Origin of the sequence: Kutzneria sp. CA-103260 (assembly GCF_018263855.1) — a bacterium.
Classification (GTDB): Bacteria; Actinomycetota; Actinomycetes; order Mycobacteriales; family Pseudonocardiaceae; genus Kutzneria.
The window spans coordinates 5,336,808-5,354,749 of the sequence record NZ_CP073318.1 but is presented as its reverse complement, the minus strand read 5'-3'; the positions used below and the strand labels follow the sequence as shown (position 1 = coordinate 5,354,749).

The window sequence follows — 17,942 nt, the reverse complement described above, 5'->3', positions numbered from 1 at the left end:
CCGCTCGGTCGCCTGACCCCTGGGTGGTCTCCTTTTCGTCCGGAAGCATTGCGTGCGATTTAAGTGTGCGCTAGGGTCTTGGTGTAACCACCACTCAGGGAGGCCACAATGCCCAGCCGCGACGCCACCACCCACTGGGAAGGCGGACTGCAGAACGGCAAGGGGACCGTCACGTTCGACTCCTCGAACGCGGGTCAGTTCGACGTGTCGTTCCCGACCCGCACGGGCAACCCGGACGGCCAGACCTCGCCGGAGGAGCTGATCGCGGCCGCGCACAGCTCGTGCCTGGCGATGAACCTGTCCGGCGTGCTCGGAGCGGAAGGCCTCACCGCGGACTCGCTCGACGTGAGCGCCGAGGTGACGCTGGGCCCGGACCCGGCCGGCGGCTTCGCGCTGACCGGCATCGCGATCACGGTGAACGCCAAGGTGCCGGGCCTGGACGCGGCCAAGTTCGCCGAGCTGGCCCAGACCGCCAAGGACACCTGCCCGGTCAGCAAGGCGCTGACCGGCACGACGATCACGCTGGACGCGACGCTGGTGTGACGGCGGCTGTGCTGGTTTCAAAGGCCAGCCAGAGTCGAGCGTAGTGGTCGCTGTCGGCGAGCAGCTGCTCATGAGTGCCGACGGCGACCACGCGCCCGGCGTCCATCACCACGATCCGGTCGGCGGCGCGAGCGGTCTGCAAGCGGTGCGCGACCAGGATCGTGGTGCGGCCCTCGGCCAGCGTGGACATGGCGGCGGACACGACGGATTCCGTGGCCAGGTCCAGATTGGCGGTGGCCTCGTCCAGCAACAGCAGCACCGGATCGACGAGTTGGGCCCGGGCCAGGCACAACAGCTGCCGCTGCCCGGCGGACAGGGATCCGCCCCGCTCACCCATCTCGTGCAGATAGCCGCCCGGCAGCTTGGCCACGAAGTCGTGCGCGCCGATGGCCCGCGCGGCCGCCTCGACCTCGGCGTCGGTGGCCTCGGGCCGGCCGTAGGCGATGTTGTCCCGGATGGTGCCGGGGAACAGGAAAGCCTCCTGCGGCACGTAACCCAGCTGTCGGCGGAACTCCGGCGGATCCAGCTCGCGCAGGTCGAAGCCGTCGATCGTGACGGATCCCCGGTCCGGGTCGTAGAACCGGGCCAGCATCTTGACCACAGTGGACTTGCCGGCCCCGGTCTCGCCGATCAGCGCGACCGTTTCCCCGGGCTCCACAACGAGATTCACGCCCCGCAGCACGTCGGTGTCCACGCCGGGGTAGCGGAACCACAGGTCCCGCACCATGATCCGGCCGGTCAGCCGGCCGGGGTGGGTCGGTTGGGCGGCGGTCGGTGTGAGATCGGGCTCGGCCAGCAGGTCGTTGATCCGCTGCATCGACACCCGTGCCTGCTGCCAGTCGTCGAACACACCGGACAGCTGCTGGATCGGGGCGAAGAACAGGCCGAGGTAGAGCACGAACGCGATCAGCTCGCCGGCGGTCAACTCGTTGCGGGCGATGAGGAAGTAGCCCGCGCCGAGCACCAGCGCCGCGCCGAGGTCGGACAGGAACTCCAGGAACGGGAAGTACGCGGAGATCAGCCGCTGGGCCTTCATCCTGGCGTCCAGGTAGCCCCGGGTGAGCCGCTTGAACTCGCTGTGCCGGCGCTGCTGCTGCCCGAACGCCTGAGATTCCCTTACGCCGGAAAGGCTTTCCTGCAAGCCGGCGTTGACGTCGGAGATCCGCTCCCGGGCCTGCACATAGCTGCCCTTGGCCAGCCGCCGGAACAACGTGGTGGCCAGCACGAACGGGATCAGCACCAGCGCGGCCACCCCGGTCAGCTCGATGTTCATCACGGCCATCGCCACGAACACGCCGGTGAAGGTCAGCACGCTGGCCGCGGCCTGGAGCAAACCGTTCTGCAGCAAGGAGGAGAACGAGTCGGTGTCGGTGGTCATGCGGGTCATGACCTGGCCGACCATCTCCCGGTCGTAGAACGAGACCGGCAGCCTGAGCAGCCGTTTGAACACGCGGACCTTCAACGCCATCAGCAGCCGCTCACCGGTGCGGCCGTTGACCAGCGTCATGGCCACCGACACGGCGAGATCGCCCAGCACCACCGCGAAGAAGACCAGGGCCGACAGCATCAGCGCCGCGCTGGACCCGTTGAGCACGCCGTTGTCGATGCCCTCACGGGAGAAGTACGGGCCGGCGGCGGTCGCGACGGCGTCCAACAACACCAGGAACAGACCCAGCCCGAGCGCCGTGCGGTGCCGCCACACGAAGCGGCGGAAGGAGAAGTGCGGGTCGTCGTCGCCGACGGTGTCGACCTCGGCGCGGTCCCGGGCCGGTGGCAACGCGGCGATGCCGGCGGCCATCTCCCTGGGCGTCTCCATGATCGCCAACTGCTTGCGCTTGCCGCCATCCGCCTGCCAGGCCTCGGCGGTGACGCCTTCGGTCACCTCGACGTCGATGTCCTCGTCGGTGCCGGCCAGCAGCCGCCGATACAGCGGACTGGCGGCCATCAGCTCCTCGTGACTGCCCTGCGCGACCACACGTCCCTTGTCCACCACGGCAATCCGGCTCGCCAGCCGCAGGGTGGAACGGCGGTGGGCGATCAGCAGCGTGGTGCGGTCGACCATCACCCGGCGCAGCGTGGCGTGGATGCCCTCCTCGACCCGGGCGTCCACCGCGCTGGTCGCGTCGTCCAACACCAGGATCCGCGGATCGGTCAGCAGAGCCCGGGCCAGCGCGATTCGCTGCCGCTGCCCGCCGGACAACGTCAGCCCGCGCTCGCCGACCTGCGTGTCGTATCCCTCCGGCAGCGCTTGGATGAAGCCGTGCGCCTCCGCCGCTCGTGCTGCCGCCTCGATCTCCGCGTCGGTGGCGTCCGGCCGGCCGTAGCCGATGTTGGCCCGCACGGTGTCGGAGAACAGGAAGCTCTCCTCGAACACCATGCCGACCTGGCTGCGCAGCGAATCCACCGTCACGTCCCGGACGTCGACTCCGTCGATCTTGACGCTGCCGCCCTGCACGTCGTGGAATCGCGCCAGCAGCATGGCCACGGTGGACTTTCCGGAGCCGGAAGTGCCCACCAGGGCCACGGTTTCACCGGGCTCGACGTGCAACGTGAAGCCGTCCAGCACCGGTTCCGAGCGCAGGTAGCCGAAAGTGGCGTCGGTGATGGCGATGTCGCCGCGCACTGGCGGCAATGGCTCGGCGTCCGGCTTGTCCGTGACCGCCGGCACCGAGTCCAGCAGGTCGAAGATCCGCCGCGCGGAGATGCCGGCCCGCTGGGTGGCGCTGATCATCCCGGCGAACATCTGCGCCGGCCCGATGACCTGGGCCAAGTACGTGGCGAAGGCCAGGAAGGTGCCGACGGTGATGTTGCCGTGCAGCGCCAGCCAGCCGCCCAGGGCCAGCAGCAGCACCTGCCCGATCGCTGGGATCGCCTGCAGCAGCGGCTGGTACTTGGCGATCAGCCGGACGGATCGGATGCGTGCACCGTAGAGTTGTTGGCTGGCCTCGACGAACCGGTCCAGCTCGTGGTCCTCCTGGCCGAACGCCTTGACCACCCGGATGCCGGACACGGTCTGGGTGACGGTCTGCGTCACCTCGGCGCCGCGCTGCTGACTGTCCCAAGTGGCCGGTCGGACCTGGCGGCGCATCTTGTACACCACAAAAACCAGCGCCGGCACCACCAGCGCGCTGATCACCGCCAGTAGCGGCGACAGCACGACCATCACCACCAGCGACACCACGATCAGCAACACGTTGCTGCTCAGCGCCGGCAAGTAGGACAGCACCCGGACCATCACGCCGGCGTCGGTGGAGATCCGGGACACCAGCTGCCCGGTCGGCATCGACTGGTGGCTGCCGATGTCCAGGCGCTGCAACTGCTCGTGCACCGCGTTGCGGATCTGGTACTGGACCTCCAGCACCACCTTGGCCGCCCGGAAGCGGCGGATCCGCGACGCGAAGAAGGTCAGCACGCCGACCGCGATCAGCGCGATCAGCCACGGCAGCAAGGGGGAGCGATGGCTGAGGATGACGTCGTCGACGATGTGCCGCTCCAGCAGCGGTGTGACCGCGGCCAGACCGGCGCCGGCCAGTGCGGCGGCGAAGGTGAGGACCAGGCTGCGGCGCTGGATCCGCAGGAACGGCAGCAGGCGGCGGATCCAGTTGCCGCCCATGGGGTTCACCCGCGGCTCAGTCATCGGCCAGCCGATCCATCAGCTCGGCCGCGTCGGCCAGCAGTTGCCGCTCGGCTGGGCTGAGCTGGATGTCCATGGCCTTGGCCAGCCACAGTTCCCGGGCCTGCATGTCCTCGGACAGCGCGGTCACGCCGGCCTCGGTGATGCCGATGACCGCCTGCCGGCGGTCCAGCTCGTCCGGCCGGCGCAGGATCAGGCCGTCCTCCTCCAGCGCGGCCAGCGTCCTGGTCAGCGACTGCGGCTGCACCCGCAGCAGGGAAGCCAGGTCGCCGGCGCACATCCGGCCGTTGCGCCACAACTCGGCCAACACGGCGATCTTGGTCGCTGCCAGGGCGTCCGCCGGCCGTTCGGCCCGCAGCCGGCGGGACAGCCGGGTCACGGCCGACCGGATCCGGCGGACGTTCTCGTCTCGAGGCACGTTATTACGCTACTGCGTACTAACGCGACGACGCCACCGGTTTTAGCGCGAAGGTTTCCGGGCTTTGAACTTGAACGCCCCCTCCTTGAGGGTCACCTCGACGTCCTCGAAACCGGCCCGCCGCAGGCGTTCCGGCAGCTCGTCCGGGTCGACCACGTTCATCGTGTCGCCGATGTGCAGCATCCGGAACCGCAGACTCAGCCGGCTGTCGCTGCCCGCGAACACCCCGCCCGGCCGCAACACCCGCAGCGCCTCGGCGAAGATGCCGTCCTGCATGTCCCTGGTCGGCACGTGGTGCAACATCGTGAAGCACACCACCGAGCTGAAGTCGTTGTCCGGCAACGACATCTTACTGCCGTCGCCGTGCAGGATCCGGGCCCGGCCGTCGAACTCGCCACGGAGATCCTCGGCCGACCTGGCGTCCACCTCCACCGCGGTCACCTTGGGGGCCATCTCCACCAGAACCCGGGTCGTGGCCCCGTAACCCGGCCCGATCTCCAGCAGGTCCTCGCCCAGTTCCACGCCCGCCAGCGACCAGGGCAGCTTCTGCTCGCGGACCTGCCGGGCCCAGTCCTGCGAGGAGCAGATCCTCCGGTGCATGAAGTTCATCGGCATGGCTTCGACGGTAGGGTGGGCCGGAGGTGTCCGCTACCGAGTAGAAGGACAGGTGATGTCGTCAGACGGACACGCCATCATGGTGCTCAGCGTGACCATGCCCAAGGGGGAGTGGTTCGACTGGCACGTGCATCCCGACCACCAGTTCGCTTGGGCCGCCGAGGGCATGCTGACCGTGCAGGTCGGCGACGCCACCTGGGTGCTGCCGCCCAGCCGGGCGCTGTGGATCCCGGCCGGCACCGTGCACCGCACCGGGGCCGCCAGCACGTCGTCCATGCACAGCGTGTACTTCGGCGGGCGGCGCTGGGGCGAGCCCACCGTCGTCGCCGTCGGGCCGCTGCTGGCCGAGATGATCCGCTACCTCGCCGACCTCACCCTGCCCACTGCTCCCCGCCGCCGCGCCGAGGCCGTGCTGCGGGACCTGCTGGTGCCCGTGCCGGTGTCCACCATCCACGTGCCCACCGTCTCCGATCGCCTGGCCGTGATCGCCCGAGCCCTCACCGACGACCCCGCCGACGACCGCGACCTGTCCGCCTGGGGCCGCCTCGTCGGCGCCTCCTCCCGCACCCTGGCCCGGGCCTTCGTCGCCGAGACCGGCATGACCTTCGGCGCCTGGCGCACCCAGATCCGCCTGCTGGCCGCCCTGCCCCTGCTGGCCGCCGGCATGCCCGTCGCCACCACCGCCCGCCGCGTCGGCTACGCCACCCCCAGCGCCTTCGTCGCCGCCTTCCGCCGCGTCACCGGCACGACTCCGGGCACCTATTTCATTTGAGCCCGGTTGACGGCGCGGCACGGTAAGGTGCCCGCACAGCGTCGGCGGCACCACCGGAACGTGTTGGAGCGTGCGAGTGACGTTTCTCCAGTGGGCCCCGGTGGTCAGCGCGGGCGTGGCGGTCCTGGTGATGGTTGTCGGCGCAATCTGGTGGGTGGGAAGGAAAACCATCGACGCCAAGGTCCTCACCCTGGAAGCCGAGGCCAAGGCGGAGACCGCGGCGCTGAAGACGGATCTGCACGAACAGGTGCGGGCGGCCCAGCAGCTGGCGGCCGCCGCGCAGCAGCGCGCCGATCGGGCCGAGGCCGTCGCGAACGCCAAGAAACGGGAGCTCTACTACGAGATTTTCGAGGACCTGCGCAGCAAGATGTCGTCCGAGGCGTCGCTGCTGACCAGCGGCGGCCTGCTCCGGTACGAGGTCGAGAACGAGCTTCGCAACGTGATGCAGGATCTGGGGGCCACCGAGTCCTCGGTGATCGTCAAAGATCCCGAACCGCAGTCCAACTCCTTCATCTTCCTCGTCGCCCATGGCCCGGCCGCCCCGCGGCTGGAGAAGATGAAGGTGAAACCGCAGTCGATCGCCGGCTTCGTGTTCCGGGACGGCCGCCCGGTGATTGGCGATCCCCAGGAGAATCCCCACTTCTCGCCCGCGGTGGACTCGCGGGCCGAGCATGTCACGGAGAACATGCTCACCGTGCCGCTGCACTACGGCGGCAAGGGCCCCGTCGGTGTCGCGCAGTTCCTGAACAAGGACGGCGGCTTCGAGAGGGGGGACGAGCAGGCGGCGGTCGCGGCGGTGACCAGGATGGCGGTCAAGGTCGGCGAATTCGTCAGCGACACCGACCATTTCTCCCAGATCGGGCTGTACTCGCCGCCGAGCCGCTACCAGGCGGCCATCGTGTTCTGCGACCTCAGCCACTCCTCGTCGCTGTTCGACGCGCTCGGCGAACCGGGCGCGGTGGCCTGCATCGACGAGTACCTGACCGGTGTCACCGAGTTCGTGCTCAACGCGGGCGGCGCGATCGACGGATATCTCGGCGACGGCGCGATGTTCCGGTTTGTCGACGACCAGCTGGCGGTCTCCGGGAACTCGACGGCGGTGGACGCGGCGGTCACCACGGCGCTGCGAGCCGCCGAGGACTTCGCGCGGATCAAGAAGGTGTGGCGGGATCGAGGCTGGCAGGTCGACCGGGTGCACAGCCGGATGGGCATCTCGTACGGCCCGTACCGCGAGGTCCGGATGGGGCCGGTGCGGCACCGGGAGAACCTCGTGGTCGGCGCCAGCGTGCACAAGGCGGCGCAGATCTGCGATCTGGCCTCACGCGACCGCACGCTGGTCGTGGTGGACCGCGCGGTCGCGGAACGCGTGGGCGACCGGTGGTGCCTCGAAGTCCCGGACGCCGACCTGCCTGAGCCCTTCTTCGAGGTCAGGTCAGCAGCCGGGCCAGCTCCGTCGTGAGCAGGTCCAGGCCCATCGGGCCGAGGTCCAGCGCCGTCTTGTGGAAGGTGCGCAGGTCGAAGCGGGCGCCCTGGCGGGACTGGGCGGCGGCGCGGGCGGCGAGCCAGGAGCGTTCGCCTACCTTGTAGGCGATGGCCTGGCCGGGCAGGCCCAGGTAGCGGTCGACCTGGAAGCGGGCGAACTCCTCGCCGCCGATGGAGCCGGAGCGGTCGCGCACGAACTCCACGGCCAGTTCGGGTGTCCACGGCTCGCCGTCGTGGAAGCCGACGCCGTGCGGGATGGACAGTTCGAGGTGCAGGCCGATGTCGACGATGACGCGGACGGCGCGCAGCTGCTGGCCGCCGGCCAACATGCCCATGCGGTGCGCGGGAAGCTCGTAGCAGCCGAGCTCGTCCATCAGCCGCTCGGCGTAGAGGCCCCATCCCTCGCTGTGCCCGACGTGCAGTTCGGCGCTGAGCCGCTGGAATCGGTTGAGAGTACGGGTGTTCAGCACGTTGAGGCCGAGCTGGAGGTGATGCCCCGGCGCGCCCTCGTGGAACATCACCGACGGCACGGACCAGGTGGCCGGCTGCTCCTCGGTGACCGAGTACCACACGATGCCGGGCCGGCTGAGGTCCTCGGCCGGCGCGAGGTAGTAGATGCCGGTGTTGGAGCCGGGCACCCGGCATTCCAGGCGCCGCAACGGTTCCGGGATGTCGAAGTGCACGCCGTCGAGATCGGCGATGGCCCGGTCGGCCAGCTCCTGGATCCAGCCGCGAAACTGGTCGACACCGGACGCCCGGTGCGCGGGGTCGGCGTCCAGGGCGGCCAGCACGGCCGGCAGCGGCTCGCCGGGCCGGATGTGCGCGCCGACGGCCCGCATCTCCGATTCCAGCCGGGCCAGCTCCCGCCAGCCCCAGTCGTACGTCTCCACAAGGTCGATCTCGCTGCCGAGGAAGTTGCGTGCCTCCAAGGCGTACCGCTCAGACCCGACGGCGTCCCGCGCCGGAGCGTACGGGGCCAAACCTTCGGTCAGGTACGCCGCGAACTCCAGCAGCGCGGCCCCGGCCCGCTCGGTCTCGGCCCGGAAGTGGCCCGGCAGCGTGTCCAGGTAGTCGGCGAACTCCTTGCTCTGCCGGGCGCAGTTGACGACCTGTCGCACGGCCGACACGCGCCCCTGCTGTCGGCCCCGCTCCAGGGTCGCCCGCAGCCCGGCCAGCGCCTCGGGAATCCCGGCCAGCCGCGAGCGCATGTCCGCCTCGACGGTCCGTTCGCCCTGGTCCAGCACCTCGATGGCCTGCCGCAACCGTTGCGGCGGACTGTCGATGGTGTTGAGGTCCGCTTCCACGTAGCCGGCGGCGAACCGGGCCAGTTCGATCTCCAGCCGATCCCGCAGCACCGCCGCGGCCCGCCGCTGCGCATCCGAACCGAGCGGGACGGCGGTCAGCTCGGTGAGGGTGCGTTCGGCCAACTCGTGCCGGGCCGCGAAGCCGTCCGGCCCGTAGTCGGTCAGCGCGCCGTCGTGGCCGGCGATGCCCATCATGGCCGCCAGGCAGGGATCGGTCGCGGCCAGTCGGCCCACGTACCGGTCGGACAGCTCGTCGACAGGGTTCACCGGCCGAGCATAGGTGGTCCACGGCACGCAGGTCGCTAATTGCCGTTTGCCACCAGCTTCTGGGCCACGGTCTTGGCCGTGTTGCTGGGGATGGCGAAGCCCAGGCCGATGCTGCCGTCGCTGGTGGAGTAGATGGACGAGTTGATGCCGATGACCTGGCCCTGCAGGTTGAACAGGGGGCCGCCGGAGTTGCCGGGGTTGATGGACGCGTCGGTCTGGATCGCGCCCTTGTAGGTGGTGGCCGAGTTGGCCGAGCGCGAGTACGGGCTGTTGCCCTGGTTGTCCGAGGCGGTGACGGTCCGGTTCAGCGCGCTGACGATGCCGGTGGTGACGGTGCCCTGAAGTCCTTCGGGGGAGCCGATCGCCACCACCTGGTCGCCCACCTTGACCTGCGAGGAGTCGCCGAAGGTGGCCGTCTTCAGCCCGCTGACGCCCTGGGCCTTGACCACCGCGAGGTCGGTCGAGGGGTCGGTGCCGACCACGGTCGCCGCGACCTTCTTGCCGTCGTTGAACGTGACGGTGAAGGAGCCGCCGCTGGCCACCACGTGGTTGTTGGTGAGGATCAGCCCGTCGGAGCTGATGATCACGCCCGAGCCCAGGCCCTGCGAGTTGGAGATCTGCACGACCACCGGCAGGCCGCTGGCGGCCACCGTGCTGACCGAGCCGGACGTGTTGTTGGCGGCCGGGGTTGCGGTGGTGCTGCTGGAAAGGCTGCTGACCACAGTGGACTGGGCGTTGGCCGTGTAGATGCCGTAGCCGGTGCCGCCGCCGACCACCGCCGCCAGCACCGCGGCCCCGATCAGGACCGCGGCGCCCTTGCGTGACTTGCGGGGCGGCTGCGGTGGTTGCGGCACGAACAGCGGGTTCGGGAAGCCGGTCGGCGGCGTCGGCGTGTTGTCGGTGTAGACGGCGGCGGGCTCAGGGGTGCGGGGCGTCTCGGTCATGGCACCAGCCTGACTTCGCCACATATGAGGAACCTGAGGCGAAGGCGTGCGCACCCCAAGAAGTTCCTGGGTTTGTCTAACGGGGAGTGAGGCCGGCCTTCCGGTAGATCTCGTCGATCACCGTCATGGTGCGGATCGAGTCGGACGGCGGCGTGAGGATCGGCTCGCCCCGGAGCACGGCCCCGCAGAAGGCGTCCAGCTGATAGCTGTAGGACGGGCGCTTCGACAGCTGCTCCACCCGCTTGCCGTCGGCGGTGCGCACGGTCAGCCGGTGATAACCCTGCGGCATCACGAAGTTGAACACGTTGACGCGGCCCTTGTCGCCCACCGCCGAGGCGGTGATCTTGAGCAGGTCCCTCGACCACAGGGACGCGGTCAGTGCGCCCGTGTGTCCCTGGGGGAAGACCAGGTCCGCCTTCATCGCCCGGTCCACGTCCGGCTTGTGCAGTTTCGCGTGCGCGGACACGACATCCGGCTCGCCACCGCCGAGCAGCCGCACCATGTGCAACGCGTAGCAGCCGGCGTCCATCATGGCTCCGCCGCCGAGGTCGCGGTTGTAGCGGATGTCGGAGAACTTGGGCAGCGGGAAGCACAGGGCCGCCTGCACGTGGCGCAGCGTGCCGATCTCGCCGCTGGCCAGGATGTCGGCGACCCGCTGGGCCAGCGGGTGGTAGCGGTAGTGGAACGCCTCCATCACCACCAGGCCGCTCTTCTCGGCGGCTTCGGCCACGGTCTTCGCCTCGGCGGCGTTGCTGGTGAACGGCTTCTCGCACAGCACGTGCTTGCCGGCGTCCAGCGCCGCGAGCGTCCACCGCGCGTGCAGGGCGTTGGGCAGCGGGTTGTAGACGGCGTCGATGTCCGGGTCGGCGAGCAGTTCCTCGTAGCTGCCGTGCACCCGGCCGATGCCGTGTTTCTGCGCGTACGCCGAGGCCCGGTCGCGGTCGCGGGCCGCCACCGCGACCACCTCGGCCTCCGCGTTGTCCCGGGCCGGCGCGATCAGGGCGTTCGGCGCGATGCGGGCCGCGCCGAGCACCCCGATGCGGACGGTCGTCGTATTGCTCATGCGGCGATGATGCCGCATGGTTGGTTAACAGGTGTAACTAGCCCTGTTCTCCCTGCTGCGTCCCCTGCTGGGGGCCGCCTTGCTGGCTGCCGGGCCCGAAGCCGCCGCCGCGGCCGAAGCCGCCCTGGGGGCCGTACTGGGAGTACGTGCGGTGCATGCCGGGCCCGCCGGTGTGGTGCGCGCCGATGATGCCGCCGATGCCGCCGCCCACGATCAGCCCGACCACCAGCGCGGCCACCACCTGGGTGACCCGGTTGCGGGCGAAGGCGGCGAACTTGCCGGGCGGCCGCTGGACGTAGATCACCTGGGGCTGGGGCGCGCCGGGCGGCGGGGGAACGTAGGACGCCTGCGGCTGCTGGACACCGGGCTGGGCCTCGGGCGGCGCGTCGGCGGCGAAGGCCGCCGGCTGAGGCTCCTCCTGCGCCGGGGCCTGTTCTGGCTGGGAGGGCTGCGGCGGCTCGGCGGCGGACGGCTGCTGGTGCGCGTCGGGGCCGGCCACCGGCTGCTGGTGCTGCTCGGCCGGCTGCTCGTCTGGGGTGTTCGGCTCGGACATCTGGCCTGCTCCTGGGGTTGCGCGTTGCTGCTGAACACCAGAGTGCGAGAGCCGGCTGTGCTGCCGCTGAGTGGAACCTGTCGAACTCGTAGCGAAACCATGACAGGACACGCACAGTTCACACACAGCGCACCGGCAGTGTTGATCGCATGAAGCTGCTGCCCGTGGGGGGATGCGTGGTCGGGTTCGTGCTCGCCTACGCGGTGTTTGTGCTGTCGCCGACCGGCCGCCGGCTGGAGGATGCCACGCTGCTGCCGCCGGACATGACCGGCACGCTGGGCGCGATCAGCCCGGGCCTGATCGCCGTCGGCATCGTGCTGGTCCTGGCCACCGGCGTGCTCCAGCGCCGCTGGCGGGGCACGGCCGCGGCGGCGGTGCTGATGGCGGCGGCGATCTCGGTGGCGTGGGTGCTGAAGGAGTCGCTGCTGTACCGGCCGGGTTCGGTCGGCAACAGCTTCCCCGGCGGCCACGTCACCGCCTGTGCGGCGATCGTGCTGGGGGCGATCCTGGTGCTGCCACGGGACATCCGGCCGGCGGCGCTGGTGCTGGGCGCCGTGCTGACGTCCTACATCGCGGCCACCACCGCCGAGCTGGGCTGGCACCGGCTCAGCGACACGATCGGGGCATTGGCGTTGTGCGGGGCCCTCGCGGCGGCCCTGTCCGACGTCCGGCCGACCCTGTGGGCGGCCCTCACGGCGGCCTGCGCACCGGCCGCTGCCGTGCTCGCCGGATATGTGGTACTTGCCTCGACCACCAGCTCCGACCTGGTGATTGTCGCCACCGGGGCGATCGCCGCCGGCACTGTCGCGGCGGTGGCCCTGCCGCTGTGCGCCCACCCGAGGGCTACGGCAAACGCCCAGGTGGCCGCTGGATACGATGGGATACCGACTTATCCCGTGTTGAAGGAGTCATCGTGTCGCAGCCGCGCCCCTCAGGCCCAGGATCAGCACCGCGCGTGACGGTGCCGGCCGGGACGACGGCGGGCACCGCGGTCCGCGACGCCGGCCTGCCCGGCAAGGGCTCCGACGCGATCGTGGTGGTGCGGGACGCCGAGGGCAAGCTGCGCGACCTGTCCTGGACGCCGGAGGCCGACGTCGAGGTGGAGGCGGTCGCCGCCGACACCGAGGACGGCCGCAGCGTCATCCGGCACTCCACCGCGCACGTGCTGGCCCAGGCCGTGCAGCAGGCGTTCCCGGAGGCCAAGCTGGGCATCGGCCCGCCGATCAAGGACGGCTTCTACTACGACTTCCAGGTCGACCGCCCGTTCACGCCGGAGGACCTGGCCGCGCTCGAGAAGCGCATGAAGCAGATCATCAAGGGCTCCCAGCGGTTCTCGCGCCGGGTCGTCGAGTCCGTGGACGCGGCCAAGGACGAGCTCAAGGCCGAGCCGTTCAAGCTGGAACTGGTCGACATCAAGTCGGACGTCGACACGTCCGAGGTCATGGAGGTCGGCGCGGGCGAGCTGACCATCTACGACAACCTCGACCCGCGCAGCGGCGACCGGGTGTGGGGCGACCTGTGCCGCGGCCCGCACGTGCCCACCACCAAGCACATCCCGGCATTCAAGCTGACCCGCTCGGCCGCCGCCTACTGGCGCGGCAACGAGAAGAACCCGCAGCTGCAGCGGGTCTACGGCACCGCCTGGGAGTCGCAGGAGGCGCTGGACAAGCACCTGGAGCTGCTGGCCGAGGCCGAGCGCCGCGACCACCGCCGGCTGGGCACCGAGCTGGACCTGTTCAGCTTCCCCGACGAGATCGGCTCCGGGCTGGCCGTCTTCCACCCGCGCGGCGGCATCGTGCGCCGGGCCATGGAGGACTACTCGCGCCGCCGGCACGAGGAAGAGGGCTACGAGTTCGTCTACTCGCCGCACATCACCAAGGGCGCGCTGTTCGAGACCTCCGGCCACCTCGACTGGTACCGCGACGGCATGTACCCGGCCATGCACCTGGACGCCGAGTACGACGAGGACGGCAAGGTCCGCAAGCCCGGCCAGGACTACTACCTCAAGCCGATGAACTGCCCGTTCCACGACCTGATCTTCCGGTCCCGCGGGCGGTCCTACCGCGAGCTGCCGCTGCGCATGTTCGAGTTCGGCACCGTGTACCGCTACGAGAAGTCCGGCGTGATTCACGGCCTGACCCGCGTGCGCGGCATGACGCAGGACGACGCGCACATCTTCTGCACCCCCGAGCAGGTGCAGGACGAGCTGAAGTCGCTGCTGGGCTTCGTGCTCAACCTGCTGCGCGACTACGGCCTGGACGACTTCTACCTGGAGCTGTCCACCCGCAACGACGAGAAGTACGTCGGCTCCGACGAGGTGTGGGAGAAGGCCACCGAGGCGCTGCGCGAGGCGGCCGAGGACTCCGGCCTGGAGCTGGTGCCGGACCCGGGCGGCGCCGCCTTCTACGGTCCCAAGATCTCCGTGCAGGCCCGGGACGCGCTGGGCCGCACCTGGCAGATGTCCACCATCCAGCTGGACTTCAACCTGCCCGAGCGGTTCGAGCTGGAGTACACCGCCAACGACGGCAGCCGGCAGCGGCCGGTGATGATCCACCGGGCGCTGTTCGGGTCCATCGAGCGCTTCTTCGGCGTGCTCACCGAGCACTACGCCGGCGCGTTCCCGGCCTGGCTGGCCCCGGTGCAGGCGGTCGGCATCCCCATCGCCGACGAGCACGTCGAGCACCTGCTGCAGGTCACCAAGGCGCTGCGGGCCAAGGGCGTGCGGGTCGAGGTGGACGCCTCCGACGACCGGATGCAGAAGAAGATCCGCAACCACACCCTGCAGAAGGTGCCGTTCATGCTGGTCGCCGGCCAGAAGGACGTGGAGAACGGCGCGGTGTCCTTCCGCTTCCGCGACGGCAGCCAGGTCAACGGCGTGCCGGTCGAGCAGGCCGTGGAAGCGGTGGTGGACTGGGTCAGCCGCCGCGAGAACGCCTCGCCCAACGCGGAGAACTTCTCGGTGGTGGCCACCGCGTGACCTCACCTGAACAGGGACCCCCGGCAGGGAAGTCGGTTCAGCACGGTGTGGGGGTCCCGGACGCGCTTCAGCGGCTGTGGACCCCGCACCGGATGGCCTACATCCAGGGCGAGAACAAGCCCGAGAGCGACGAGCCGGCCGGCTGTCCGTTCTGCGCCATCGTGCGCCTGCCCGACGAGCAGGCACTGATCCTGGCCCGTGGGCAGCTGGTGTACGCGGTGCTCAACCTGTACCCGTACAACGCCGGTCACCTGATGGTGGTGCCGTATCGGCACGTCGCCGACTACACCGACCTGAACGCGGCCGAGACCGTGGAGCTGGGGGAGTTCACCCAGACCGCGATGCGGGTGGTGCGCAGCGTGTCGGCCCCGCACGGCTTCAACATCGGCATGAACCAGGGCACGGTCGCCGGCGCCGGCATCGCCGCCCACCTGCACCAGCACGTGGTGCCCCGCTGGGGCGGCGACGCCAACTTCATGCCCGTCATCGGCCAGACCCGCACCATCCCCCAACTCCTGGGGGAGACGTGGGCGCTGTTGTCGAAAGCCTGGCCCAAATAACCGCGAGTCCCGCTCTCCAGCAACCGTGTGTCGAGTTCCAGAACTCGACATTCAGTTGCCCGAGAGCGGGACTCGCGGGGGTCGGGGCATCAGGCCTGGAGGCCGGCCTCGACGTCCAGCTCGATCTTGATCTTGTCGCTGACCACGGCCGCCGGGATGCCGCCGCCGACGCCGAAGTCGGAGCGCTTGATCTCGGTGGTGGCCGACACGCCCAGCACCTTGCCGTTGGGGCCGTCGCCGAAGCCGCCCAGCTCGCCGGTCAGGGTGACGGCCTTGGTGACGCCGTGCAGGGTCAGGTCGCCGTCGATCTCGATCTCCTCGCCGTCGATGCGCACGGCGGTGGAGGTGAAGGTCAGGTGCTCGTGCTCCTCGACGTGCAGGAAGTCGGGGGACTTCACGTGGCCGTCGCGCTGCTCGTTCTTGGTGTCGATGCTGTCGGCCACGATGCTGGCGGTCACCGTGGAGGCGGCCGGGTCGTCACCGGTCACGATCGTGCCGGAGATGGTGTTGAAGCGACCGCGAACCTTGGAGACGCCGAGGTGGCGGACGATGAACGCGACGTCCGAGTGCACCGGGTCGATGGTCCAGGTGCCGGCGACGTATCCGGGGATCTGGGTTGCGGCAGTCATCTTTCGGTCCTCCATGAGCATTGGTTGAACTCTCAACCGAACTCTAGCACTGAGATTGAGAGTTCAACAACAGGTACGATGGTAGCCATGAGCGAGCCGCGATGGTTGTCCGAGTCCGAGCAGTGGGCGTGGCGGGCCTACACGGCCGCCACCAAGCTGGTCAACGAGCGTCTGGACCGCCAACTGCAGCGCGACTCGGGCATGCCGACCACCTACTACGAGATCCTCGTCGCACTCTCCGAATCACCCGACCGTGAGCTGCGGATGAGCGAGCTGGCCGAGTTCACCAAGTCTTCCCGCAGCCGGCTCTCGCACGCCATCGCCCGGCTGGAGGAGAACGGCTGGGTCAGCCGGCGGTCCTGCCCCACCGACAAGCGCGGCGCGTTCGCGGTGCTCACCGACGATGGTATGACCGCGGTCGAGCAGGCCGCCCCCGGGCACGCCGCCGAGGTCCGCAGCGTGCTGTTCGACGGGCTGAGCGAGGAGCAGGTCAAGCAGCTGGGGCTGATCTCGGAGGCCATCACCGCCCAGGCCAGCAAGGGCTGTCCCAGCAACCCGTGTGAGGAATGAGACGGGACCGATGAACCGCGGGGGTGTCGCTGGCGGGGTGATCGGGGTCGCTGGCTAGGCTGGCCGTACCCCGTCCTGAAGTGCAGGTAGGTGCCTCCGCCGCCCCATGCTGAACATCTTCGCTCGCGCCTCCGTCTCCCGCGTCACCGACCCGGTCGGGACGTGGCTGCTGCGGCGTGGTGTCACGCCGAACGCCGTCACCCTCGTCGGCACCGCGGGCACCGTGCTCGCCGCCCTCTGGTTCATCCCGCGCGGGCAGCTGCTCGCCGGCACTCTCGTGATCACCTTCTTCGTGCTGTTCGACCTGCTGGACGGCGCGGTGGCGCGGGCCAGCGGGGCCGGCACCCGGTTCGGCGCGGTGCTCGACGCCAGCTGCGACCGGATCGCCGACGGCGCGCTGCTCGCGGCCATCACCTGGTTCTGCCTGTCCGCCACCAACGACCGTGTGGGCGGGGCCGCGGCGCTGATCGCGCTGGTCGGCGCCCAGGTCATCTCGTACGTGAAGGCCCGCGCCGAGGCCACCGGCCTGTCGGCCGACGGCGGCCTGGTGGAACGGGCCGAGCGCATGATCCTGGCCCTGGTCGGCACCGGGCTGACCGGCCTCGGCGTGCCGTACGCGCTGGACGTGGCCCTGTGGGTGCTGGCGGTGCTGGCCGTGGTCACCGTGGCACAGCGGCTGCTGGCCGTGCACCGGGCGGCCAAGGAGCAGACCCAGTGAAGGGTTTGCTGGTCACCGCCGCCTTCCGGGCCGGCTGGCTGTTCGCCCGGATCGTGCCCGAACAGGTCGCCGTCGGCGTGTTCCAGTGGGGCGCGGACTTCGCGACCCGGCGGGGCGGCCGTGGCGTCGCGCAGTTACGCCGGAACCTGGCCCGGGTGGTGCCCCGGGCCGGGGCGGCCGAGCTGGACGAGCTCGTCGCGCGGGCGATGCGGTCCTACGCCCGCTACTGGTGCGAGACGTTCCGACTGCGGCCCGGCGACGTCGAAGCCGTGCACCAGGCGGTCGAGCGGACCGCCACCGGCCAGGAGAACCTGCTCGCCGCGTGCGCCGAGGGCAACGGCGTGATCCTGGCGTTGCCGCACTGCGGCAGCTGGGACCTGGCCGGCGTGTGGCTGCTCGGGCACGCCCGGCAGGTCAGCGTCGTCGTGCAGCGGGTGCGGCCGGAGTCGCTGTACCGGAGCTTCACCCGGGCCCGGCAGCGGCTCGGCTTCGAGGTCGTGCCGTCGGCCGGCGGCGACGTCCGGCCGACCGAGCTGCTGGCCCAGCGGCTGCGGGACGGCGGCGTGGTGTGCCTGTTCGCCGACCGGGACCTCACCGCCAGCGGCGTGCCCGTGTCGTTCTTCGGCGGCACCACCAAGATGCCGGCCGGACCGGCCTACCTGGCCGCCACCACCGGGGCCGCGCTGCTGCCGGTCGGCACCTGGTTCACCGAGACCGGCTGGGGCATGCGGGTGCACCCGCCGGTCAAGGTCAGCGGGGTGGAGGGCATTCCCGCCGCCACCCAGGCCCTGGCCGACGTGTTCGCCGCCGACATCGCCGCTCACCCCGAGGACTGGCACATGCTCCAGCGGCTGTGGCTGGCCGAGGAGCCCGCCCACAATGAGGATTGACCG

At 70.3% G+C, this 17,942-nt stretch carries 17 protein-coding genes; 9 read left to right on the top strand and 8 right to left on the bottom strand.

What is annotated here, in order from left to right:
• The first annotated feature begins 108 nt into the window (after nt 1-108).
• On the top strand, nt 109-543 hold the full coding sequence (locus tag JJ691_RS23265; protein ID WP_211770826.1) for an OsmC family protein: 435 nt from the start codon (nt 109-111) through the stop codon (nt 541-543).
• On the opposite strand, the gene JJ691_RS23260 is transcribed toward JJ691_RS23265, so the two are convergent.
• From JJ691_RS23260 to JJ691_RS23250, 3 genes are read right to left on the bottom strand one after another with little or no spacing between them, the layout of a single operon-like run.
• Nucleotides 518-4,180 (bottom strand): ABC transporter ATP-binding protein, encoded by a 3,663-nt coding sequence (locus JJ691_RS23260; RefSeq protein WP_211770825.1) that lies wholly within the window; start codon nt 4,178-4,180, stop codon nt 518-520. The two genes, JJ691_RS23265 and JJ691_RS23260, sit on opposite strands and share 26 nt — an antisense overlap.
• Complete coding sequence (locus JJ691_RS23255; RefSeq protein ID WP_211770824.1) at nt 4,173-4,595, bottom strand: MarR family winged helix-turn-helix transcriptional regulator; 423 nt, start codon at nt 4,593-4,595, stop codon at nt 4,173-4,175. Before JJ691_RS23255 ends, JJ691_RS23260 begins: the two co-directional genes overlap by 8 nt.
• A 42-nt stretch (nt 4,596-4,637) precedes the next feature.
• Nucleotides 4,638-5,210: a class I SAM-dependent methyltransferase gene (locus tag JJ691_RS23250; protein ID WP_211770823.1), complete on the bottom strand. Its 573-nt coding sequence runs from the start codon at nt 5,208-5,210 to the stop codon at nt 4,638-4,640.
• Between the two features lie 55 nt (nt 5,211-5,265).
• On the opposite strand from JJ691_RS23250, the gene JJ691_RS23245 reads away from it, so the two are divergent.
• The gene (locus JJ691_RS23245) at nt 5,266-5,982 is read left to right on the top strand and encodes an AraC family transcriptional regulator (protein ID WP_211770822.1); all 717 of its coding nucleotides are present in this window, start codon (nt 5,266-5,268) and stop codon (nt 5,980-5,982) included.
• Between the two features lie 76 nt (nt 5,983-6,058).
• Nucleotides 6,059-7,441 (top strand): hypothetical protein, encoded by a 1,383-nt coding sequence (locus JJ691_RS23240; RefSeq protein WP_211770821.1) that lies wholly within the window; start codon nt 6,059-6,061, stop codon nt 7,439-7,441.
• Here the strand turns inward: JJ691_RS23240 and JJ691_RS23235 are convergent.
• From JJ691_RS23235 to JJ691_RS23220, 4 genes are all read right to left on the bottom strand, one after another.
• Nucleotides 7,410-9,035, bottom strand: coding sequence for a DUF885 domain-containing protein (locus tag JJ691_RS23235; protein ID WP_211770820.1), 1,626 nt, complete (start codon nt 9,033-9,035; stop codon nt 7,410-7,412). The genes JJ691_RS23240 and JJ691_RS23235 overlap by 32 nt on opposite strands.
• Before the next feature lie 35 nt (nt 9,036-9,070).
• Nucleotides 9,071-9,979, bottom strand: coding sequence for a S1C family serine protease (locus tag JJ691_RS23230; protein WP_211770819.1), 909 nt, complete (start codon nt 9,977-9,979; stop codon nt 9,071-9,073).
• Between the two features lie 76 nt (nt 9,980-10,055).
• Complete coding sequence (locus JJ691_RS23225; RefSeq protein ID WP_211770818.1) at nt 10,056-11,042, bottom strand: Gfo/Idh/MocA family protein; 987 nt, start codon at nt 11,040-11,042, stop codon at nt 10,056-10,058.
• A gap of 37 nt (nt 11,043-11,079) precedes the next feature.
• On the bottom strand, nt 11,080-11,595 hold the full coding sequence (locus JJ691_RS23220; RefSeq protein ID WP_211770817.1) for a hypothetical protein: 516 nt from the start codon (nt 11,593-11,595) through the stop codon (nt 11,080-11,082).
• Nucleotides 11,596-11,744: 149 nt separating this feature from the next.
• Between JJ691_RS23220 and JJ691_RS23215 the strand changes: the two genes are divergently transcribed.
• From JJ691_RS23215 to JJ691_RS23205, 3 genes are all read left to right on the top strand, one after another.
• Nucleotides 11,745-12,554 (top strand): phosphatase PAP2 family protein, encoded by an 810-nt coding sequence (locus tag JJ691_RS23215; protein ID WP_211770816.1) that lies wholly within the window; start codon nt 11,745-11,747, stop codon nt 12,552-12,554.
• Nucleotides 12,551-14,572, top strand: coding sequence for a threonine--tRNA ligase (thrS, locus tag JJ691_RS23210; RefSeq protein ID WP_211770815.1), 2,022 nt, complete (start codon nt 12,551-12,553; stop codon nt 14,570-14,572). Before JJ691_RS23215 ends, thrS begins: the two co-directional genes overlap by 4 nt.
• Nucleotides 14,573-14,664: 92 nt before the next feature.
• Nucleotides 14,665-15,132, top strand: coding sequence for an HIT family protein (locus tag JJ691_RS23205; protein ID WP_211771665.1), 468 nt, complete (start codon nt 14,665-14,667; stop codon nt 15,130-15,132).
• Between the two features lie 89 nt (nt 15,133-15,221).
• Here JJ691_RS23205 and JJ691_RS23200 read toward each other — a convergent pair whose 3' ends face one another.
• A complete protein-coding gene (locus JJ691_RS23200; RefSeq protein WP_211770814.1) occupies nt 15,222-15,761 on the bottom strand; it encodes a YceI family protein in 540 nt (179 codons plus the stop codon).
• Between the two features lie 87 nt (nt 15,762-15,848).
• Between JJ691_RS23200 and JJ691_RS23195 the strand changes: the two genes are divergently transcribed.
• From JJ691_RS23195 to JJ691_RS23185, 3 genes are all read left to right on the top strand, one after another.
• Nucleotides 15,849-16,331, top strand: coding sequence for a MarR family winged helix-turn-helix transcriptional regulator (locus JJ691_RS23195; protein ID WP_211770813.1), 483 nt, complete (start codon nt 15,849-15,851; stop codon nt 16,329-16,331).
• Between the two features lie 106 nt (nt 16,332-16,437).
• A complete protein-coding gene (gene pgsA / locus JJ691_RS23190) occupies nt 16,438-17,049 on the top strand; it encodes a phosphatidylinositol phosphate synthase (RefSeq protein ID WP_211770812.1) in 612 nt (203 codons plus the stop codon).
• A complete protein-coding gene (locus tag JJ691_RS23185; protein ID WP_211770811.1) occupies nt 17,046-17,939 on the top strand; it encodes a phosphatidylinositol mannoside acyltransferase in 894 nt (297 codons plus the stop codon). The genes pgsA and JJ691_RS23185 overlap by 4 nt, the downstream gene beginning before the upstream one ends.
• The last annotated feature ends 3 nt before the right edge of the window (nt 17,940-17,942 follow it).